Source organism: Blastococcus sp. SYSU DS0510 (assembly GCF_054050835.1).
On record NZ_JBJHAC010000011.1, the window covers coordinates 121,546 to 142,523 of the forward strand.

Annotated in this window: 20 protein-coding genes; 12 read left to right on the plus strand and 8 right to left on the minus strand. The window is 75.1% G+C overall.

Annotated elements, in window-relative coordinates:
• Positions 1–35: 35 nt before the first annotated feature.
• Positions 36–227: an RGCVC family protein gene (locus ACI79P_RS11120; RefSeq protein WP_456581106.1), complete on the minus strand. Its 192-nt coding sequence runs from the start codon at positions 225–227 to the stop codon at positions 36–38.
• A 227-nt stretch (positions 228–454) separates the two neighbouring features.
• On the opposite strand from ACI79P_RS11120, the gene ACI79P_RS11125 reads away from it, so the two are divergent.
• The 10 genes from ACI79P_RS11125 to betT all read left to right on the plus strand — a co-directional run bounded on the left by ACI79P_RS11125 (position 455) and on the right by betT (position 10,989).
• A complete protein-coding gene (locus tag ACI79P_RS11125; protein ID WP_456581107.1) occupies positions 455–949 on the plus strand; it encodes a DUF2975 domain-containing protein in 495 nt (164 codons plus the stop codon).
• On the plus strand, positions 949–1,194 hold the full coding sequence (locus tag ACI79P_RS11130; protein WP_456581108.1) for a helix-turn-helix domain-containing protein: 246 nt from the start codon (positions 949–951) through the stop codon (positions 1,192–1,194). The genes ACI79P_RS11125 and ACI79P_RS11130 overlap by 1 nt, the downstream gene beginning before the upstream one ends.
• Positions 1,191–2,126 (plus strand): ABC transporter ATP-binding protein, encoded by a 936-nt coding sequence (locus ACI79P_RS11135; protein WP_456581109.1) that lies wholly within the window; start codon positions 1,191–1,193, stop codon positions 2,124–2,126. The genes ACI79P_RS11130 and ACI79P_RS11135 overlap by 4 nt, the downstream gene beginning before the upstream one ends.
• On the plus strand, positions 2,123–2,920 hold the full coding sequence (locus ACI79P_RS11140; RefSeq protein ID WP_456581110.1) for a hypothetical protein: 798 nt from the start codon (positions 2,123–2,125) through the stop codon (positions 2,918–2,920). The genes ACI79P_RS11135 and ACI79P_RS11140 overlap by 4 nt, the downstream gene beginning before the upstream one ends.
• Positions 2,917–4,104: an NAD(P)/FAD-dependent oxidoreductase gene (locus tag ACI79P_RS11145; RefSeq protein WP_456581111.1), complete on the plus strand. Its 1,188-nt coding sequence runs from the start codon at positions 2,917–2,919 to the stop codon at positions 4,102–4,104. Before ACI79P_RS11140 ends, ACI79P_RS11145 begins: the two co-directional genes overlap by 4 nt.
• Complete coding sequence (locus tag ACI79P_RS11150; RefSeq protein ID WP_456581112.1) at positions 4,065–4,631, plus strand: dienelactone hydrolase family protein; 567 nt, start codon at positions 4,065–4,067, stop codon at positions 4,629–4,631. The genes ACI79P_RS11145 and ACI79P_RS11150 overlap by 40 nt, the downstream gene beginning before the upstream one ends.
• A 265-nt stretch (positions 4,632–4,896) precedes the next feature.
• Entirely contained in the window at positions 4,897–5,118 is a 222-nt protein-coding gene (locus ACI79P_RS11155) for a hypothetical protein (protein ID WP_456581113.1), read from the plus strand.
• Positions 5,108–5,980, plus strand: a complete 873-nt coding sequence (locus ACI79P_RS11160; RefSeq protein WP_456581114.1) for a hypothetical protein — start codon at positions 5,108–5,110, stop codon at positions 5,978–5,980. The genes ACI79P_RS11155 and ACI79P_RS11160 overlap by 11 nt, the downstream gene beginning before the upstream one ends.
• 223 nt (positions 5,981–6,203) lie before the next feature.
• Positions 6,204–8,876, plus strand: coding sequence for a putative bifunctional diguanylate cyclase/phosphodiesterase (locus ACI79P_RS11165; RefSeq protein WP_456581115.1), 2,673 nt, complete (start codon positions 6,204–6,206; stop codon positions 8,874–8,876).
• A 118-nt stretch (positions 8,877–8,994) separates the two neighbouring features.
• Positions 8,995–10,989 (plus strand): choline BCCT transporter BetT, encoded by a 1,995-nt coding sequence (gene betT / locus ACI79P_RS11170; RefSeq protein WP_456581116.1) that lies wholly within the window; start codon positions 8,995–8,997, stop codon positions 10,987–10,989.
• 9 nt (positions 10,990–10,998) lie between these two features.
• On the opposite strand, the gene phaZ is transcribed toward betT, so the two are convergent.
• The 6 genes from phaZ to ACI79P_RS11200 form a co-directional block, all read right to left on the minus strand.
• Positions 10,999–11,826: a poly(3-hydroxyalkanoate) depolymerase gene (gene phaZ, locus ACI79P_RS11175; RefSeq protein ID WP_456581117.1), complete on the minus strand. Its 828-nt coding sequence runs from the start codon at positions 11,824–11,826 to the stop codon at positions 10,999–11,001.
• On the minus strand, positions 11,810–13,573 hold the full coding sequence (locus ACI79P_RS11180) for a PHA/PHB synthase family protein (protein ID WP_456581118.1): 1,764 nt from the start codon (positions 13,571–13,573) through the stop codon (positions 11,810–11,812). Before ACI79P_RS11180 ends, phaZ begins: the two co-directional genes overlap by 17 nt.
• A gap of 110 nt (positions 13,574–13,683) precedes the next feature.
• A complete protein-coding gene (locus ACI79P_RS11185) occupies positions 13,684–14,331 on the minus strand; it encodes a phosphatase PAP2 family protein (protein WP_456581119.1) in 648 nt (215 codons plus the stop codon).
• 25 nt (positions 14,332–14,356) lie between these two features.
• Positions 14,357–15,451, minus strand: a complete 1,095-nt coding sequence (locus ACI79P_RS11190) for a flippase-like domain-containing protein (protein ID WP_456581120.1) — start codon at positions 15,449–15,451, stop codon at positions 14,357–14,359.
• Positions 15,448–16,035, minus strand: coding sequence for a hypothetical protein (locus ACI79P_RS11195; protein ID WP_456581121.1), 588 nt, complete (start codon positions 16,033–16,035; stop codon positions 15,448–15,450). The genes ACI79P_RS11190 and ACI79P_RS11195 overlap by 4 nt, the downstream gene beginning before the upstream one ends.
• Positions 16,032–17,747, minus strand: a complete 1,716-nt coding sequence (locus ACI79P_RS11200; RefSeq protein ID WP_456581122.1) for a phosphatase PAP2 family protein — start codon at positions 17,745–17,747, stop codon at positions 16,032–16,034. Before ACI79P_RS11200 ends, ACI79P_RS11195 begins: the two co-directional genes overlap by 4 nt.
• 89 nt (positions 17,748–17,836) lie before the next feature.
• Here ACI79P_RS11200 and ACI79P_RS11205 point away from each other — a divergent pair, with 89 nt between their 5' ends.
• Positions 17,837–18,733 (plus strand): ABC transporter substrate-binding protein, encoded by an 897-nt coding sequence (locus ACI79P_RS11205; protein ID WP_456581123.1) that lies wholly within the window; start codon positions 17,837–17,839, stop codon positions 18,731–18,733.
• Between the two features lie 81 nt (positions 18,734–18,814).
• Here ACI79P_RS11205 and ACI79P_RS11210 read toward each other — a convergent pair whose 3' ends face one another.
• On the minus strand, positions 18,815–19,996 hold the full coding sequence (locus ACI79P_RS11210) for an acyl-CoA dehydrogenase family protein (protein WP_456581124.1): 1,182 nt from the start codon (positions 19,994–19,996) through the stop codon (positions 18,815–18,817).
• Between the two features lie 123 nt (positions 19,997–20,119).
• Between ACI79P_RS11210 and ACI79P_RS11215 the strand changes: the two genes are divergently transcribed.
• Positions 20,120–20,827, plus strand: a complete 708-nt coding sequence (locus tag ACI79P_RS11215; protein WP_456581125.1) for a hemerythrin domain-containing protein — start codon at positions 20,120–20,122, stop codon at positions 20,825–20,827.
• Positions 20,828–20,978 lie beyond the last annotated feature (151 nt).

Sequence of the window (20,978 nt, forward strand, 5' to 3'; positions counted from 1 at the left end):
CCGTGCCCGACGGACGGGTGGCGACCGCCGGCCGGTCAGGTCCGGCAGGCGCACCCACGGGCGATGGCGCCGTCGACGGTCGCCGAGCAGAACCGCGCGGCGATCGCGTCGTGGTCCGCCCGAGGGTGCGGGCATGCGCCGCACGCGGCGCCGGGTGCCGGCGCCTGCTCGGGCGCTCGTCTCTCGACGGAGGTCGTGGTCGGGGCGTGGAGCATGGAGGAGGTCATGGCGGAAGCGGCCTGACTCCACCGCGGCGCGGCGGGATAGCGGTGCGTCGGTCCCGGCGCAGCAAGGAGGCAGCGAACGAGGAGGGGCCGGAACGCCGACGCTACGCCTGGCCCGCGCGCCCGCCGTCCTCCGAGGCAGCGCCGCCTGACCCACGACGTGATGACCCCGCCGGAGCGCCCGCGCGTTTCTACTGACTTTCGATAGATAAGCGGCGAGAGTCGATCGCATGACCCATCTGCGGCACGTGGTGCTCCCGCTCCGGATCCTGCTCGCGGTCGTCCTCGCGGCCCTGCTCGCCGCGCAGCTGTGGGTGGTCCCCGAGCTGCTGCCGGAGATCGGCGAGCCCTCGCTCGAGCAGTCGGCCATGCGCGTGATCATGCTGGTGGCCGCCGTCGTGGCGCTGGCCTGCGTGCAGGTCGTCGTCGTCTGCACCGGGAAGCTGCTCACGCTGGTCACGCAGGACAAGATCTTCAGCCCGGGTGCGCTGCCGTGGGTGGACGGGATCGTCCGGGCCGTCGCGGTCGGGTGGACGATGCTCCTGGCCACCTTCGTCTGCGCCTACTACTTCATCGTCGACGAGGTCAGCGACGACCCGGTGCTGCCGGCGCTGCTGCTCCTCCTGCTGCTCGTCGGCGCGGTCCTGGGCCTGCTGGTCGTGGTCATGCGGGCGCTGCTGCGGCAGGCCACGAACCTGCGGGCCGACATGGAGGCGGTCATCTGATGCCGATCGTCGTGCGCATCGACGTCGAGCTGGCCCGCCGGAAGATGAGCGTCGGCGAGTTCGCCGAGCGGATCGGCCTCACCCCGGCCAACGTCGCCGTCCTGAAGAACGGGCGCGCCAAGGCCGTCCGGTTCAGCACGCTGGAGGCCATGTGCCGGGTGCTCGAGTGCCAGCCCGGTGACCTGCTGGAGTGGGTCGAGGACGAGCACGCCGTGCCGGAACCCGCTCAGGGAGCCGGCCGGTGATCGAGGTCCGCGGGCTCACCCGCCGCTACGGCGACGTGCTCGCCGTCGACGACCTCAGCTTCACCGTCGAACCGGGCACAGTCACCGGGTTCCTCGGACCCAACGGCGCCGGCAAGTCCACGACCATGCGGGTGGTCCTCGGCCTCGACCGCCCGACCGCCGGCCTGGCGCTGGTGAACGGGCGCCCCTTCGCCGCCCTCCGCGAACCGCTGCGCGAGGTCGGCGCGCTCCTCGACCCCGGGGCCGCACACCCCGGCCGCACGGGACGGCAGCACCTGCGCGTGGCGGCGCGCGCCAACGGGATCCCGGGTCGCCGCGTGGACGAGGTCATCGAGCAGGTGGGCCTCGACGGCGCCGCCCGCCGCCGGATCCGCGGCTACTCCCTCGGCATGCGGCAGCGGCTGGGCATCGCGGCGGCGCTGCTCGGCGACCCCCGCGTGGTGCTCTTCGACGAGCCGGTCAACGGCCTGGACCTCGACGGCGTCCGCTGGATCCGCGCGCTGCTGCGGCGGCTGGCCGACGAGGGCCGCACCGTGCTCGTCTCCAGCCACCTCCTCAGCGAGATGCAGCAGGTCGCCGACCGGCTGGTCGTGATCGGCCGCGGTCGCCTGATCGCCGACACGACGACGCAGGAGATCCTCCGCGGCCTCGGGCGCGGCCGGGTGCGGGTCCGCAGCCCGCGCGCCGACGAGCTGGTCACCCGGCTCCGGGACGGCGGCATGACGGCCGAGCGCACGGGCGCCGAGGAGCTGGTCGTCGAGGAGGCGACCGCCGGGCAGGTCGGCGAGGCCGCCAACGACGCCCGCATCCCGCTGCACCACCTCTCCGAGGAGGCCCGGTCACTGGAGGAGGCCTACCTCGCCCTGACCGGCGGCAGCGTCGAGTTCACCGACCGCAGCGCCGAGCCGGCAGCAGCCGGGGCCGCACGGTGAGCGCGACCACGGCACGGGGTGCGGCGCACGACGTGTCGGTCACCCGCGTGCTCGGGCGCACCTGCGCCGCCGAGTGGACCCGGTTGTGGACGGTCCGGTCGACCTGGTGGTTCCTGCTCGCGGCGGCGATCGCCATGGTGGGGCTGGGCGCGGTGCTGGGAGGTGAAGCGGCGTCGGACCCCGGGGGTCTGCGGGGTGAGCCGGCCTGGATGGTCTCGACCTTCACCGCGATGCCGGCGCAGTTCGCCCTCCTCGGGCTGGCCGCCCTCGCGGTCATCGCCGACTACGCCACGGGCGGGATCGTCCCCGCGCTGCAGTGGACCCCCCGCCGCGCGGTCCTCCTGCTCGCCCGCACCGCCGTCGTGGTCGCCGCGGCCACCCTCGCCGGGGTGCTGCTCGGCGTCGTCTCCGCCCTGGCGGCCCGCACGGTGGTCGGCCCCGGGCTCACGCTGCCGCTCGACGCCGGCCTGGACACCCTCGGCACCCTCGGCCTCGTCGTCGCGGCGGGTGCCGCGCTCGCCACCGGGCTCGGCTTCCTGCTGCGCTCCACGGCCGGCGTGCTCGTCTCGGTCTTCCTCCTGATGCTCGTCCTCCCGCTCTTCCTGCCGCAGTTCGGCTACGACTGGACGACGACGGCGGCGCAGTGGCTGCCCGGGTCGGGTGCCGCGTTCCTGCTCCTCGGGGAGGCGCAGGGCATGACCCGCGGCTCCTCGGTCACCGTCCTGGTCACCTGGGCGACCGCGGCGGTCGTCCTCGGCGGCCTGCGCCTGGTGCGGGACGACGCGCACCGGTGACGCGACCCGAGCCCGTCGACGTCCTCGTGGTCGGCGCCGGGCTGGCCGGCCTGCACACCGCCACCTCGCTCGCCCGGCGCGGCCACGACGTCCTGCTGGCCGACCGGCGCACCGAGCTCGCCGGTGCGATCCGCACCACCGGCATCTTCGTGCAGAAGACCCTCGACGACTTCCCGCTCCCCGCGGAGCACCTCGGCCCGCCCATCCGCCGGGTGCTGCTCTACCCACCGGACCTGCGGCGTCCGCTCGAGCTGGTCAGCGGGCGCGACGAGTTCCGGGTGGGGGACATGGCGGGCCTGTACCGGGCGGCTGCCGCGAGCGCCGAGGCCGCCGGCGTGCGGCTCGCCCTGGGCACGCGGTACGTCGGCCGGCGGTCCGGCCGCTCCCTGCTCGCCGGTCGCGGTGGCCCGGCGGAGGTGCGGGCGCGCTTCGTCGTCGGCGCCGACGGAGCGCGGTCGCGGGTCGCCCGCGACCTGGGGCTCGACCGCAACGACCACCTGCTGGTCGGCGCGGAGGAGGTGTTCGACGTCCCCGGCGTCGACGGACCACCGACGTTCCACTGCGTCCTCGACCCCTCGCTGGCGCCCGGCTACCTCGCCTGGGTCGTGAACGACGGCCGGCACGCCCACGTCGGCGTCGCCGGCTACGGCGACCGCTTCCCCCACGGGCTGCGCCGCGCGCTGGACCGGTTCGCCTCCGTCGCGCCCGGTCTCGCCGACGGCGGCCGGCCGGCCGACGTCGAACGACGGGGCGGCCCGATCCCGGTCGGTGGGCTGCTGCGCCGATCAGCAGCGCGGAGGGGCTCCTGGTCGGCGACGCGGCGGGAGCGGTCTCGCCGCTCACCGCCGGCGGACTGGACCCGTGCCTGCGGCTGTCCGAGCACGCCGTCGACGTCCTGGACCGGGCGCTGCGCGCGGGGGATCCCGAGGTGCTGCGCGACTACGACGGCGCCACGCTGCGCGCCCGCTTCCGCGGCCGGCTGCTCCTGCGCCGGGGACTGGCGCAGGTGCGGACGCCGGCCATGGCGGCGGCGGCCTTCGGGCTGCTCCGGACGCCGCTGGGCAGGGCCGCGGCGGCCCGCGTCCTCTTCGGTGACCGGTCGTTCCCCGACCCGAGGGTCGGCGCTCCCGGCTAGCGTGCCGCCATGGCCGAGCTGGTGCTGTTCCACCACGCGCAGGGGTTGACCGCAGGGGTCCGCGCGTTCGCCGACGACCTGCGGGCCGACGGGCACGTCGTCCACACACCCGACCTCTACGACGGGCGCACTTTCGCCACGCTGGAGGACGGCGTCGCGCACGCCCGGGAGCTCGGCTTCGGCGCCGTGCTGGAGCGCGGCCGGGCGGCCGTGGCGGAGCTGCCCGAGCGGCTGGTCTACGCGGGGTTCAGCCTCGGCGTCATGCCGGCGCAGCTGCTGGCGCAGACCCGCCCGGGCGCGGCCGGTGCGGTCCTGATGCACGCCGCCGTCCCCCTCGGGGAGTTCGCCGACGAGTGGCCCGAGGGTGTGCCGGTGCAGTTCCACGTCATGGAAGCCGATGAGTGGGGGGACGTCGCCGAGGCGCGCGAGCTCGCCGCGGCGATCGGTGACGCGGAGCTGTTCCTCTACCCGGGGGACCGGCACCTGTTCACCGACCGCAGCCTGGCCGACCACGTCGAGGCGGCCGCTGCCCAGGTGCTCGACCGCGTGCGGGCCTTCCTCGCCGCCCGGGCGTAGCCCCCGACACGCCGGCGCGGCGGGGCGGCCGCGGGATGACCGAGCTGCTCCCGACCCTCCGCCACGCTCGTGGAGCGGCGGTTTGTCGACAGGTCGGTGCGCCGGGGGAACGGTCACCGGGCCCCTCGCGGGCACCGTGCAACGAATGGGACACGGGCCCGGTCCGGGGCCGGTCGCGGGGGCCGTCGGAGGGGCTCCTCCTCCCTAGCCTTCGGGACGTCCGCGGTGCTTCCCAGCCGCGGTGAACCGCCTGCGAGGAGCCCCTGTGCACGCCACCGCTTCACCGGTCCGCAAGCCCGTCCCCGATCTCCTGGAGGGCGCCGACGAGGGCCTGGGCCTGCTGCGCGAGCTGATGGTGGAAGAGCCCGCCCCCGCGCCGCCGGCACCCCGCCCGCCCCATCCCGGGTGGACCGCCCGCGTGCAGGACTGGACCCACCGCGCCTCGGCCTGGGGCGAGGGGCCGCAGGGGGCCTGGCGTGCCTGGTGAGCTGCTCGCGGTCGCCGCGCCGCTGATCGGGTGCGGCGCGCTGATCGCGATCGTCGTGGTGCTGGGGGCGAGCTCCACCGCTCGCTACGAGTTCGAGCGCAACGGGGTGCAGGCGCAGCGGCGGGCGTCGGTGCACGCGTCCCGGCCGGCGGCCCCGGCCGCGGCCCGCGCGTCCGAGGTCACCGCCGCCGCGAGCGGTGCGGCCGAGCGGCCCGCGGCGGAGCGGTCGGCCGTCGGCCTGGCCACCCACCCGGCGGGGCGGGACCTGCCCGAGGGCCCCTCCACGACCGGCTGGTGGCTCGTCGCCGAGCACGACGGCGCCGCGGTGGCCGGCCCGTTCGTCGACTCGATCGACGCCGGGTGGGCGCGCCTCTCCGCGAACCTGACCGACACCACGCGCGTCGTGCACGGCGGCCGGCGGCCGGACGGCGGCGTGGTGCGCCGGCAGCCGCCGGAGGAGCGGGAGTGGCTGGCCGACCTCGGGGACCAGCTCGACCGGCTCTCCGAGGACTGGGACCCCTTCATGGTCGACGACGAGGACGTGCTCGCCACGCTCGCCGTCGACGTCACCGCGGCGTTGCTGGAGGCGGGCCTCCCGCTGCACGACTGCGAGGCCCGGGAGCCGGCCGCCCACGCCGCGGGCGGCGTCTGCCTGACCCCGCACCCGGAGGGGGCGGGCGTCCTCGTCACCTGGCGGCAGCACGACCGGATGAACGTGCACCAGGCCCACGGAGCCGCGCTGGAGGCCGCCGTGCAGCGGACGATGAGCGTCGCCGTCGCCTCCGTGCTGCGGCAGATGGGCTTCGGGGTCGCGGAGTTCGGCTCACCCGGCTGCCACCTGGTGACGGAACCGGACCGCTGACCGGCGGCTTCGGTGCCGGCAGCAGGGGCCCCGCGGACGGCGGGCGCACGGTGGGTCGGACGGGACGGGACGGGCGGGCAGGTCGGTCGCGGAGCTCCCCGGAGGGCTGACCTCGTCCCGGGTGCGACCTGCGACGTGCCTGCCATTCCCCGGTCCGCACTCGCCTCACCTGGACGGGTGGGGCCCCTTCAAGCGACCTGCACCACAGCCCGATGGGAGCGGCGTGCGCACATCCCCGGACGTGGACCGCCGACGGCGGCGCGGCGTGCCGCTGTGGCGGTACCTGACCGCCCTCGTGCTGCTGCCGCTGATCGGCGTCGTCGTCCTCACCGGGGCGGCGGCCCAGGCCCGCGCGGCCGAGGCGGAGAGCGCCGAGCGCGCCGAGGTGGCCGTGCGCGCGCTGGCCCTGCTGGACGCCGCCCGCAGCGGGGTGGAGCAGGAGATGATCCCCGCCCTGTCGCTGGCGGTCATCGACGACCCGGCGGCCGCGGCGGCCTTCGGGCTGCCCACCTTCTTCCCGGCCGCCCAGCGGCAGGTCGCCCTCGACGAGGCGGCCCGGGCGCGCGGCATCACCGACCGCGCCCTGGCCCGCCTCGCCGACGGCCCGGTCGGCGCCGAGGCCGCGGCGCACGCCACGGAACACCTGGGCAGGCTGCGCCGGGGGCAGGACGCCGGGCGCCTGGACCTCGAGGAGCTGCACCTGCGGTTCCTCGCCGTCTCGAACGACCTGATGACCGCGCAGGCCGCCGCCGCAGCCACGGCGACCTCCGAGGGCGTGCCCCGCGCCACGCTGCTGGCCGTCCGTGACGTCCAGACCGTCGCACACCTGGCGGAGACCGCCGGCCGGCAGATGCCGCTGTTCCTCGGTTCCCTGCTGGTCGACGGCGAGGACCGGCTGATCGGCTCCCGCACCGCGTGGGAGACCTCGTGGATGGACTACCGGGACGCCCAGCGCACGATGGAGACCCTGTCGGGGCAACCCCTGCGCGACGCCTGGCAGCAGGTGCGCACCTCGGACGTCGTCGCGGACGTGGACGGGCTGCTCGCCCGCGGCCTCGCCGGCGAGGTCAGGAACCTGCAGCTCCCCGACCTGGTCACCGCGCTCTTCCAGAGCCAGGAGCGCAGCGCCATGATGGCCGAGCTGGTCGGGACGGCGGTCGACGAGGCCCGGCAGCTCGTCGCCGCGGACCGCGAGCGCGCCAACGACCGGTTCCACGCCGTGCTCCTCATGGGGGCCGGCCTGCTCGGCGCCTCCCTGCTGGGGGCGTTCCTGCTGGGCCGCAGCGTCACCCGGGCGCTCCGGCTGCTGGCCGGCCAGGCGACCGAGATCAGCGAGGGGTCGCTGGTCGAGGTGGAGGTGGACGGACCGCGCGAGGTCCGGACGGTCTCGGCCGCGCTCGGCTCGGCGGTCGCGGGGCTCCGCCGGATCCAGGACCAGGCGCAGGCCGTGGCCCGCGGCGACGTCGACGAGGCGCTCCTCGACGAGCCCCTGCCCGGCCCCCTCGGCGCGGTCGTGCACGCGTCGGTCAAGGCCATCGTCACCTCGGTGCGCCAGCGCGAGGAGCTGCAGTTCGCCCTCGCGCACCAGGCCACCCACGACCCGCTCACCGGGTTGCCCAACCGCGCCCAGGCGCTCACCCTCGTCACCTCCGCGCTGCACCGCGGCCGGCGGTCCGGCGAGATGACCGGGCTGCTCTACGTGGACCTCGACGGCTTCAAGGCGGTCAACGACGCGCACGGCCACGCCGCCGGTGACCAGGTGCTGCACGAGGTGGCCACCCGCCTGGGCGCGGCCGTGCGGCCGGGGGACGTCGTGTGCCGCCTCGGCGGCGACGAGTTCGTCGTCCTGGTCGAGCCGGTGCACGCCGAGCACGACCTCATCGACCTCGCCGAGCGCCTCATCGCGTCGGTCAGCGAACCGATCGTCGTGGGTACGGCGACGGTCGGCGTCGGCGCCAGCGTCGGCGTCGCGGTCAGCCGCGACGGCGGAACCGACGCCGACGTGCTGTTCGCCGAGGCGGACACCGCCGCGAACCGGGCCAAGGCCCACGGGCGGGGCCGGGCGGAGATCTTCGACGAGACGCTCCGGCACCAGCTCTCCGAGCAGGCCGCGCTCGAGGCCGCGATGTGCCACGGCCTGGCCGCCGGGGAGATGCACCTGGTCTACCAGCCGGTCGTCGACGTGGCCTCCGACCGGCTCACCGGCTACGAGGCGCTCGTGCGCTGGGACCGGCCGGGCGTCGGCCCGGTGCCTCCGGACGAGTTCGTCCCGGTGGCCGAGCGCTCGTCCCTGATCCGGGACATCGACCGCTTCGTGCTCGGGGAGGCCACCCGCCAGCTGACCGAGTGGCGGGCCGGGATCCCGGTGCCCCCGGGGTGGCCCGAGCCCACCGTGGCGGTGAACATCTCCGGCCGGCACCTCGCCGACCGGCGGGTCGTCGCCGACGTCGCGGAGGCGCTCGCCGCCGCGGGTCTCCCCGCGCACCTGCTGGTGCTCGAGGTGACCGAGACCGTGCTGGTGGACGACCCGGCCGCCTACGACCACCTGACCGAGCTGCGGGACCTGGGCGTCGGCATCGCCATCGACGACTTCGGCACCGGGTACACCTCGATCGGGCAGCTGCGCAGCATGCCCGTCGACACGCTGAAGATCGACCGCAGCTTCGTGGCGTCGGCCGAGCCCGCCCACCTGGAGCTGGTGGCGCTGATGATCCGCGCCGCGCACACGTTCGGGCTGACCGTCGTCGCCGAGGGCGTCGAGGAGCAGGGGCAGCTGGCCCGGCTCCGGGCCGAGGACTGCGACCGGGCGCAGGGCTACCTGCTCTCCCGGCCGCTGCCCGCGGCCGAGGCCGGCGCGTTGCTGCACCGGCGCGGGGCGGTCGCCGACCGCGCCTGAGGGTCCCGCCGTCCGTCGTGCGGCTGCCCCGCGGCGCGGGGTGTGCCACGATGCGCCCGGTGAGCGGCACAACGGAGTCGGCAGCGCTTTCCGCGTCCACCGGGCGGGGGGAGCGGGCGTGAGCGACCTCGACGTCCGGCCCGCCGAGGCGGAGAACGGGGTCAAGCGCCGGGTCTTCTACGGCTCGATCGCCGGGGTCCTGGCCATCGCGCTGTGGGCGACCGCGAGCCCGACCTCGGCCGCGGACACCATCGGCGCCCTCGTCGGCTGGACGTCGGAGTGGTTCGGCTGGTTCTACATCGCCTTCGCGACGGCGGTGCTCGTCTTCGTCCTGGCCATCGCCTTCTCCCGGTACGGGAAGGTGAAGCTGGGGCCCGAGCACTCGACCCCGCGGTTCAGCACCTTCGCGTGGGCCTCGATGCTCTTCGCCGCGGGCATCGGCACCGACCTGATGTTCTTCGCCGTCGCCGAGCCGGTCAGCCAGTACCTGGCCCCGCCGGTGGGGGAGGGCGGGACCCCCGAGGCCGCCGGCGAGGCGACCGTGTGGACGTTGTTCCACTACGGCATCAACGGCTGGGGCATGTACGCCCTGATGGGCATGGCCCTGGCCTACTTCGCCTACCGCATGAACATGCCGCTGGCGATCCGCTCGGTGCTCTACCCGATCTTCGGCAAGCGGGTGCACGGGGCGCTGGGCGACGCCGTCGACATCGCCGCGGTCCTCGGCACGATCTTCGGCGTCGCGACCTCGCTGGGCATCGGCGTGGTCCAGCTGAACTACGGGCTGTCGGTGCTGTTCGGGATCCCCGAGGGCCGCGCCGCCCAGCTCGGGCTCATCGCGCTGGCCGTCGGCATGGCGACCGTCTCGGCGGTCAGCGGCGTCGACCGGGGCATCAAGCGGCTGTCCCAGCTCAACGTCGTCCTCGCCCTGGGCCTGGCCGGCTTCGTGCTGGTCACCGGCAACACCGCGTTCCTGCTCAACGGGCTGGTCCAGAACGTCGGGGACTTCGTGAGCAGCTTTCCCGGCCTGACGACGGAGACCTTCGCGTACGACCGGCCGGACGAGTGGCTGAGCGCCTGGACGTTGTTCTTCTGGGCCTGGTGGATCGCCTGGGCGTCCTTCGTCGGGCTCTTCCTCGCCCGCATCTCCCGCGGGCGGACGATCCGCCAGTTCGTCGCCGGCACCCTGCTGCTCCCGTTCAGCTACATCCTCATGTGGGTGTCGATCTTCGGGAACAGCGCGATCGATCGGATCCGGCAGGGCGACGCGGCGTTCGGGGAGACCGCGATGAACCTCCCCGAGCGGGGCTTCTACACGCTGCTCGCCGACTACCCCGCGTTCCCGTTCATCGCGGCGATCGCGACCTTCATCGGGCTGCTCTTCTACGTGACGTCGGCCGACTCCGGCGCCCTCGTCATGGCCAACCTCTCGTCACGGCTGCGCCGGCCGCAGGACGACGCAGCCCCGGCCGTGCGCATCGTGTGGGCGGTCGCCACCGGCGTCCTCACCGCCGCGATGCTCCTGGTCGGCGGCGTTCCCGCGCTGCAGAACGCGACGATCATCATGGGCCTGCCGTTCGGCTTCGTCATGGTGCTGGTGATGATCGGGCTGTACCGCGCGCTGCGCAGCGAGGCCGACCGCGCCGTGTACCGGCACCGCATCGCCCCCTCGGGCCGGCCGTCCGCACGGCGCCGGGCGCGGCTGCGCCGCCGCCGGGCGCCGGGCCCCACGGGGCGGGAGCGGGTCGACCAGTACCTGCACGAGACGGTCCGGCCGGCCCTCGCGGAGGCGTCGGCCGAGCTGCGGGCGCGGGACCTGGCGTCGGACACCCGCTGGGTGGTCGATGACTCCGGGGTGCCGTGCGTCGAGCTTACCGCCCAGGGCCACGACGGGGTGCCGTTCCGCTACCGCATCAGGCCGGGCCGCGCCCCCTATCGCGGCGGAGGCGGCGCCCGCCCGGCGTCGGACCTGGGGGGCTCGCGGCTCGACGTCCAGGTGGAGCCGGGCGGCCGCGACGGCGCGGTCGGCTACGACGTCATGAACTTCACCCACGCCCAGCTGATCGACGACGTGATGGACCGCTTCGAGCAGCACGTCGCCGCCCGGGGCTGAGCCGGCCGGTCAGCGGTCGAGGAACTCCTCCACGACGGGCGCGAGTTCGTCGGCCTCGGTGACCAGCGCGATGTGCCCGCCGCGGTACACGTGCAGCTGCGCCCGGGGGATCAGCCGGGCCATCACCCGGGCGTTCACCACCGGGATGATCGGGTCGTCGTCGCCGGCGACGACCAGCGTCGGCTGCCGGATGAGCCGCAGGAACGGCAGGCTGCTCCAGCCGGTGCTCGAGGCGAGCTGGTAGTAGTAGCCGCGCCGCGGGCCGACGCGGGTGTGGGCGTGCAGCGCCGCCGCGGCGCGCTCGGGCTCGGTGCGCACCGACCCGCCGTAGATCTGGCCGGCGATGCTGCGGGCGTAATCGGAGTCGCGGTGCCGCCGCGGCGTGAGCATGTGGGCCAGCACGCGGGGCCTGGCCGGCACCATGAGCGATCCGGTGGCCGTCGCGGCCAGCACCAGCTTCCGGCAGCGGCGCCGGTGTTGCACCGCGAAGTGCTGGGCCAGCCCGCCGCCCCAGGACAGGCCCAGGACGTCGACCGGCCGGTGGTGGCCCAGCCGGTCCAGCAGCCCGGCGATCACCGGGCTCAGCGTGGAGAGCAGGTAGGGGACGACGGGCGGGGGCGAGCCCCCGACGCCGGGTACGTCGAAGCGGATGACGGTGCGCCGCGGCTCCAGCGCGTCGACGAAGGGCTGCAGCACCTCCAGGCTGGCGCCGATGCCGTTCATGAGCAGCAGCGGCGGCACGGTCTCGTCGGTGCCCGGCCGCACGGAGGTGCGCAACGTCCGGCCGCCGATGGTCAGGCTCCGGACGACCTCCCGGTTGCTACTTGTCGAAGACATAGGTGCCGGGCGCGTCGGCCAGCGGTTCGAGGCCGTTGCCGCCGAGCTGCTGCGGTGCGGGGATCTCCTCGCCCGACCGCTCGCCGAGCCAGGCCACGTAGTCCGGCCACCAGGAGCCCGGCACCGTCTCCGCCCGGCGCAGCCACTCCTCGGGGTCCGGAGGCGTGCTGGGCGCAACCTGGAAGGTCGACTTCGGGTTGCCCGGGGGGTTGACCAGCGAGGCGATGTGCCCGCTGGTCGAGAGGACGAACCGGCTCTCGCCCCCGAGGAGCTGGGTGGTGCGGTAGCAGGCCTGCCACGGGCAGAGGTGGTCGGCGATGCCCGCGGTGACGTAGGAGTCGACGGTGACCTCCGACAGGTCCACCGGCGAGCCGAGCATGGCGGCCCGGCCGGGCTCGGTCAGCGCGTTGCCCAGCGCGACCTCGATGAAGTCGCGGTGCAGGGCCGCGCTCATCCGGGTGGTGTCGGCGTTCCAGAAGAGGATGTCGAAGTTCGGCGGGGGCTTGCCCTGCAGGTAGTTGTTGACCCAGTAGTTCCAGATCAGGTCGTTGGGGCGCAGCCAGGCGAAGACCTCGGCCAGCTGGGAGCCGTCGAGGTACCCCTTCCGCCGCGAGCGCTCGATGGCCGACTCCACGGCCTCGGGGTCCATGAGCGCGGCCATGGTGCCGGCCCGTTCCCAGTCGAGGACGGTCACCGCGAAGCTGGCCGAGCGGACGCGCTCCTGCCGCCCGGTGGCGGCCAGGTGGGCCAGCACCATCGCGGTGATGATCCCGCCCGAGCAGAAGGCCTGGACGCTGACCTGCTCCTGGCCGGTGATCCGGTCGACGGCGTCCATCGCGTCCAGGACCGCCTGGCCGTAGGTGTCCAGGCCCCAGTCGGCGTGCCGCTCGTCGGGGTTGCGCCACACGATCATGAACACCTGCTGGCCGCCGGCCACGTAGTGCTCCACGATGCTGCGGCCCGGCGCGAGGTCGGTGATGTAGTACTTGTTGATCGTCGGCGGCACGATGACGAGCGGCACCGACCGCACGGTCTCCGTCGTGGGCCGGTACTGGATGAGCTCGAAGACGTCGGTCCGGAACACCACGGCCCCCGGGGTGACCGCCAGGTCCTCGCCGACGGTGAACGCGTCGGGTTCCACCATCGAGGGCACCCGCGGCGGGCTCGTCAGGTCCGAGAGCAGGCGGCGCAGGCCCTTGAGGGCGCTGATCCCGCCGGTGTCGATGGCGGCCTTCAGGGACAGCGGGTTCAGCACCGGGACGTTGCTCGGGGCGAGGGCGTCGACCAGGTTCGTGGCGGTGAAACGGATCCGCTCGTCGTCCTGCCAGTCGAGATCGGCGTCCTCGATCAGCTCCCAGGCGACCTGCGCCGTCGCGAGGTGGGCCTGCATGGTCCGCCGGAGCAGCGGGTTGCCGCTCCACGCGGGGTCGGCGAACCGCTTGTCCTTCTTCCCGGGCGCGAGGTCGGAGCGGCCGAGGGCGACCTTGCCGAGCTCCTGGGCCAGCTCGCCCGCCCGGCGGGCCACCGTGCCCGGCTGGCGCGCGAGCGAGGTGCCGAAGCGGAGGGCCGTCCCCGCGGGCGGCACCAGCCGCCGCAGGGGGCCGCGGGCGGCGTCCACGAGCACCATGTCCAGCCCCGTGGCGGCCTCCACGGCCTCGTCGGGGCTGCCGGCGGGAGGTGCGCTCTCGGGACCTCCGCGCGGTGGTGCGGAGGCGCTGCGGGCCGGTTCGGTCGCGGGCTGGGCCATCGCGGGTCTCCTCGTGACGCGCTGCCCGGGGAGGCGGCGACGCCGTCCCCCGAGACGCGGTTGTGACTCGGCCCACTCAACCACAGGGCCCGGTGTCCGGCAGCCCGCGCTCAGGTTGTCGACGCCGTCGAGTCCCGCCGGTGCCGCAGCAGCATGAGGAGGGCCGGCCAGCCCAGCGCCAGGCCGGCGCCGATGAGGGCGCCGGCCACGGTGTCGGAGAGCCAGTGCGCCCGCAGGTAGACGCGCGACAGCGCCATGACGGCGGTGAACTCGACCGCGTGCACCTCCCAGCGCCAGCGGCTCGGGCCCGGGTGGGCGAACACCAGCACGAGGCCGAGCGCGGTCACCGCGGTGGCGATGGCGTGCCCGGAGGGGAACGACGCGGCCGTCGTCTCGATCAGGGCGCCCGGTGGGCGCGGCCGGTCGGTGGCGGCCTTGACCGGCCCGATGAACAGCTCGCTGGTCAGGACGGCGAGCGCGAACGCCGCCATGCGCAGCCAGTGCCGCCGCCAGGCGAGCAGGAGCAGCGCCGCGACGCGCAGCGGCCAGTTGACCTCGGCGCTCCCGATCCAGGAGAGGGCCCGCGCCACCGCGGTCACGGCCTCGCTCTGCGCCGCCCCCACCCACCGCCACACCGCGTCGTCCACCGCCTGGACGGCCGGGGCGGTGGCGGGCAGGACGACGAGCACGCCGACGAGCACGCCGCCGCCGAGCAGCGCGCCGCTGACGGCCAGCCCGCGCCGGGAGTCGACCAGCATCAGCCCCGCCGCCCCGCCCGGGCGCTCACGCCGCCTCCGGGACCAGCGCGGTCCGCGGCGCGGCGTTGGGCTCCCGCCGCCAGGAGCGGTTGTGCCGCCAGAACAGGTAGCTGCCCAGGCCGAGGGGGATGGGCAGCACGTAGCTCAGCGCCCGGAACAGCAGCACCGCCGCGGCCACCGGCGCGCGCGGCCCCCCGGCCGCCGCGAGGCCGGCGATCAGCGCCACCTCGACCACGCCGAGGCCGCCGGGGGTGAAGGGGACGGCGGTGAGCAACCGGGCGAAGGCGAAGACGACGAGGGCCTCGGCCACGCCGACCTGCTCGGCGCCCACCCCGACGAACCGGAGCGAGAGCAGCAGCAGCAGGAACAGCGACAGGTGGCTCACCAGCGTGGCCAGGGTGATCCAGTGCCAGCGGGCCCGCAGGAGCAGGACCGTCCGGTCGCGGAACTTCGTCGTCGCCAGGTCCCAGCCGACCACCGGGCCGCGCCCGAAGGGCCGCCGCGCGGCCGTCGCCGCCCGGGCGGCGAGGAGGCCGACCCGGGCGGCGCCGGCGGGGCTGCGCAGCACCGCCCCCAGCAGCGCGATCGTCGCGGCGAGGGCGCCCAGGGCCACCAGCCCGGCGACCAGCCGCGCGGCCGACGGCGGGGCGGAGAACGCGAGGAGGGCCAGGGCCAGCACGGGCAGGCCGAGCTTGGCGAAGTTGTTCCACAGCCCGGCCACCAGCAGCGCCACGGAGGTGCGGGAGCGGGAGAAGCCCCAGGAGGAGTTCATCGCGTAGGTGAGGCCGACGGCGAGGGCCGCCCCGCCGAGCACGGTGTTGGAGACGGCCGTCGCTGCCTCGGTCGCCACCGTCGCCTGCCGCAGGTTCATGCCGGGGGTCGTGGCGACGACGACGAACTGGTAGGTCGCCAGGTTCCAGCCGGCCGCCAGCAGCAGGGCCGCCGTCTCCACCCACGACAGGTCCGCGATCGCCGCCCACACCTGCGACAGGCTGGTGAACTGCGGCAGGAACCAGGCGAAGACGGCGACGACGAGGCCCACCGACAGCAGCGGCCCGAGGAGGCGGGACCACCGCGCGCGGGGGGCCTTGCCGCCCGCCGGGGCCGCGGCGGCGCTCACCCGCCACCGCCCGGCGGGTCGAGGTGCAGCTCACCGTCGGTCTGGTCGAGGACGGCGGCCCGCACCTCGTCGCGGGTCACCGCACCGATCCCCTGGGTGGCCACGCCCAGCGGCTCGGCGCGGTTCTCGCCGGACAGCCGGAACAGCACGCTCACGCACCCGCCGTCGAAGACGTAGAAGCGGGTGCCGACGTAGTGCGGGCTCACCTGGCCCACCTGCTCCCACCGGCGCATCCCCTCCCGCTCGCTGGGGATCTCCGTCGCGCCGGTCGTGTCGCAGGACGCGGTCAGCGCCACCTCCAGCGCGTGCACCCCGTCGCGGTCGGAGTCCAGCCAGAAGCGCGCGGAGCTCTCCGTGGCGACCAGGCCGGCCAGGCGCCAGCCCAGCGGCATGGCCTCCAGGCAGGGCAGCCAGGTGGCGCTCGGCACCGACTGGGCCATGAGGACGACCCCGTTGGCGGGGTGCCCCTCGTCGCCCCGCTTGCAGGCCAGCGTCTCCTCGCTGAGCACCTGCGGCTGCACGCAGCCCGAGAGCAGGGCCGTCGCGGCGAGCAGGAGCACGGCCGGGCGCCGTCGCGCGGTCACAGCGGGGACCCGAGCAGGCCGGTGGAGACGTAGGCGGCGATCCCGACCGCGGCGAGGGTGACGACGGTCAGGCCGGCCCGCCGCCAGGTCCAGCGCTGGATCCGCACCGGCGGCAGCCGGAAGGGCAGCAGGGCCAGGAACTCCGCCTGCAGGTCCCGGCCCCGCTGGCGGATCATGCGCCGCAGCTGGGAGGGCATGGTCAGCCCGCGGGTGGCGGCGAACGCCTCGGCGATCTCCTCGTCGGAGAAGTGCAGCCGCGCCCGCCGGTACACCCGCTCGGCGTCGGTCCGCAGCGCCAGGACCAGCATCATGTTGGCCAGGTCCACCGCCTGCCGCCACGGGCTCGGGCGCACCTCGGCGAACGCGGAGTCGATGAGGTACAGCGTGCCGTCGCGGACGAGCAGGTTGGCCGGCTTGATGTCCCGGTGGGCCACGCCGATCTCCCACATCCGCCGCACGGCCGCGAGGCCCTGGTCGATGACCGCGTCGTCGATCTCGGCCTCGCCGACCTCCTTCGCGCCGGCGATGAACTCGGTGACCAGCAGGTACTCCCGCTCGGGCGTGATCTCGACGATGCCGTGCGGCTGCGGCACCGGCAGCCCGCCGTCGCAGAGCACCCGCAGCACGTAGTCCTCGTACTGCACGAGCCGCCGCACGCTGTGGAAGGGCATCTCGTCCTCCAGCCGCCCGTACAGCAGCGTGCGCCCGAGCTTGTACCAGCGGTCGGAGCGGAGGTGGGTGGCCGCGTAGAGCTTGCCGAACACGCAGCTCTCGACGTCCCCGTGCGGGTCGTGGGCCTTGACGGTGATCTTCAGCGGCGTCGAGCCGCCCGAGCCGGCCAGCCCGAACGGCGCGACGTCGGTGGCCACCAGCCCCAGCTGGTCCTGCAGCGCCCGGACGATGGCCGCGCCACGCTCCCCGGAGACGTCGAGGTGGGCCGGCCGGGCGCGGGTGTAGCGCACCGGGTGGACGGCGTTCGGCGTGAGCAGCCGGAACGCGGCCAGCGGGGTGGCCACGCCGAGGACCACGCCGGCCAGGACGCCGGTCGGGTGGTCCTGGGCCAGGTAGAGCCGGGAGGCGGCGGTGATCACCAGCAGGGCGCACACCACCCACTTGCCGATCGCCCGCTTCCGGCCGGGCGGGACCAGCGAGTAGATCGTGCTGACCAGCAGGGCGGCGAGCACCGTCACGGGGAGGGACGGCATCGCGAACCCCGACCAGTCGCCGAGCACCTCGACCTCGAAGGGCCGGGGCCGCTGCAGGGTGGTCGCCATCGCGGCGCCGACGTTGACCACGAGCAGGCCGACGCCCAGCCAGACGAGCAGGTGCCGCCAGCGGCGGAAGGCGGCGAGCAGGACCAGGTCGGCGAGCCAGAGGGCGTGCAGCGCCTTCGCGCTGGCCAGCAGGCCGGCGAGGTCGGCGACCGTGGTCAGGGCGGGGGAACGGATGCCGGCGATCGCCTGCAGGATCCGGGTGTCGGCGACGTCGACGTACCGGATGGTGCCGGTGGCGACGACGGCGACGCAGGCGAGCAGGACGAGCGCGCTGAGCGCCAGCCACCACCGGCCCGACGCCCGGAGCTGGCGGGGGAGGGGCGGTGGCTCGCCCGAGGGCCGGCGACGGCGGCGGACGCGTGCGATCGGGGGCGGATCGGGGCGCGCGACCGGCCCCGTCGCCCGTGGCTCCGGAAGCGCCTGCGGCAGCGACGCCATGCGGGGAATGCTGCACCTCCACCCGCGTACGGACCATCCCTTTCCGCCCGCTGCGGCGCTACGGTGGCCAGCCGCGGGAGGTGGGTGCCGTGCGCGCTGGCAGGTCCGTCGGAGCGGTGCTCCTGGCGCTGGCCGTGCTGGCCGGCTGCACCCCCGCGGAGGCGCCGCCGCCGGACCCGGAGGTGATCCGGTTCGCCTCCTACGACTTCACGGAGAACCAGATCCTCGTGGAGGTCTACGCCGAGGCGGTCCGGAACCGTGGCCTCCCGGTCTCGGTGCAGCACGGCATCGGCACCCGCGAGGTGGTCTCGCCGGCGCTGCAGCAGGGTCTGGTCGACGTCGTGGTCGACTACCTCGGGACGGCGCTCTCCTTCGCCCGCCCGCAGTTCCCGCGCCCACCGGCGGAGCCCGGGCAGATGCACGCCGTGCTCTCCCGCACGATGGGCGGCCGCGGGGTGGACGTGCTGACCCCCGCCGCGGCGGAGGACCAGAACGGCTTCGTCGTCACCGCCCGGTTCGCCGCCGAGCACGGGGTGAGTCGGCTGTCGGACCTGGCCCCGCTCGCCGGTGACCTGGCCTTCGGCGGGCCGCCGGAGTGCCCCGACCGCCCGTTCTGCCTGGTCGGCCTCGACGAGGTGTACGGGCTGCGGTTCGGGACGGTGACCAGCATGCCGTCGCGGGCGGCGACCCTCGAGGCGCTGCTGTCGGGCCAGGTGCAGGTGGGGATGCTCGAGACCACCGATGCGCGGCTGGCGGTGGCGCCCGTCGTCCTGCTGGCCGACGACCGCGGGTTGCAGCCCCGCGAGAACGTCGTCCCGATGGTCCGGGCGGAGGCGCTGGATCGGTGGGGCGAGCCCCTGCGCGAGGCCCTGGACGACACGAGCGCGCGGCTGACCACCGGCGACCTGGTCGAGCTCAACCGGGCCGTGGAGTTCGACGGGCGGACCCCGGCCGAGGCCGCGCGGGCCTGGTGGGCCGCCCAGTAGGGGTCAGACGATGCCGCCGGCCCTACTCCGCGCCCCGCTCCTGGCTCGCTGGCGCTCGCCGCGATGCTCACGGGGCTGTCGTCAGACGATCGCGCTGCTCCCCGTCACACCGCGCCCCACGATGAGCGTGTTCACCTCGCGGGTGCCTTCGTAGGAGTAGATCGCCTCGGCGTCGGCGACGTACCGGCCGACGTGGTTCTCCAGCAGGATGCCGTTCCCGCCCATCAGCTCGCGGGCCCAGCCGACGGTCTCGCGCATCCGCATGGTGCAGAACGCCTTGGCCAGCGAGGCCTGCTCGTCGGTCATCGTGCCGGCCCCCTGCAGGTGGGAGAGCCGCGTGCACATCGCGGCCGAGGCGGTGATGTTGCCGAGCATCCGCACCAGCAGGTCCTGCACCAGCTGGAACTCCACGATGGGCTGGCCGAACTGCTGCCGCTCCTTGGCGTACCGCAGGGCGTGCTCGTAGGCGCCGCGCGAGCAGCCGACGGCCGACCAGGCGACGCCGGCGCGGGTCATGCGCAGCACGTCGGCGGTTGCCCGGAAGCTGTGCGCCTCCTGCAGCCGGTTCTCCTCGGGCACCCGCACGCCCTCCAGCGTGATGTGCGCGTTCTGCACGGCCCGCAGCGCGATCTTGTCCTTGAGGTCGACGGCGGTGAAGCCCGGCGTCCCCTGCTCGACGACGAAGCCGAGCACCCGCTCGGTCTCCACGTCGCGCGCCCAGATGATGACCAGGTCGGCGAAGCTGGCGTTCCCGATCCACTTCTTCTCGCCGTCGAGCACCCAGGTGTCGCCCTCGCGGCGGCAGGTCGTCTGCAGGCCGCGCGCGACGTCGGAGCCGTGGTCGGGCTCGGTCAGCCCGAACGCGCCGATCAGCTCCATCCGGGCCATCGCCGGCAACCAGCGCTCCTTCTGCTCCTCGGAGCCGCACAGGTAGACCGAGCCCATGGCCAGGCCGCCGTGGACGCCCATGAACGTGGCGATCGACGGGTCGCCCTTGGACAGCTCCATGGCGATCATCCCGTCCAGCAGCGGCGAGCGGCCGCGGCAGCCGTAGCCCTGGATCGAGACGCCGGCGATGCCGAGCTCGGCGATGGCGGGGATGAGCTGGCGGGGGAACTCCGCCCGGGTCCAGTACTCGTTGATGATCGGCGTGACCTGCTCGTCCATGAAGGTGCGCACCCGGTGCAGCAGCGCCCGGTCCTCGTCGTCGAGGAGCGCCTCGAGGTCGTAGAAGTCGGACGTGATCGTCGACGCGTCGCTCATCGCGGTACGGCCTCCTGGGTGGGATCGGTGGCCTGCACGTACCCGGGGGCGGTGGTGGCAACCAGGCGTGCGGTGCGGGCGCCGCGGGCACAGAAGCCCGACCGACCGACCGGAGGAACCCCCGTGACGAGATCCATCGCCGACCAGACCATCGAGGAGCTGGGCGGGCCGGGCAGCGTGCTCGCCCGCCAGCGCCGTGACCACGAGGAGCTCGACCGGCTCCTGCACGAGCTCGACGGCGCGAAGGGCGCCGCGCAGGAGGAGGTGCTCACCCGCATCGACCGGCTGGTGTTCAGCCACGCCTTCGCGGAGGAGACGGTGCTGTGGCCGGTGATCCGGCGGGTGCTGCCCGACGGCGACGCGCTGACCCTGCAGGTGGAGGAGGAGCACCAGGAGGTGAACGAGCTGGTCAGCGCGCTCGAGCGCGACGGCCTCGACGACCCCGGGCGCCCCGCCCGGCTGCGGCGGCTGGTCGAGGTGCTGCGAGAGGACGTCCGCGACGAGGAGGACGTGGTGCTGCCCCGGCTCCAGGAGCGGCTGACCCCCGACGAGCTGCGGGCGCTGGGTCGGCGCTGGGCGCTCATGGCCCGGATCTCGCCCACGCGGCCGCACCCGACCGTGTCGCGTCGGCCTCCGGGGAACGCGCTCTCCGGCCTGCCGCTGTCGCTGATCGACCGCACCCGCGACGCCGTCGACGCCGGGACGCGCCGGGTGCCGGCCCGGTTCGCCCCGGCCGGGCGGGCGGTGAGCCAGGGCCTGGGCGCGCTGGCCGGGCTGGTCGAGCGGGTGCCGCTGAGCCGGCGGGGGGACGAGCCGCCGACCAGCCGCTGACCCGGCGGAGGGCCCGGCGCCCACGGTGCCGGCCCCTCCGCCGGTTCACGGCCGTCCCGGAGGTGCGCTCGACCTCGCGGCACTGGAGCGGACCTCGCCGCCCACCGCGCGCCCGGCTGACGTACGGCGAGGTCGACCGGGCCCGGGCACG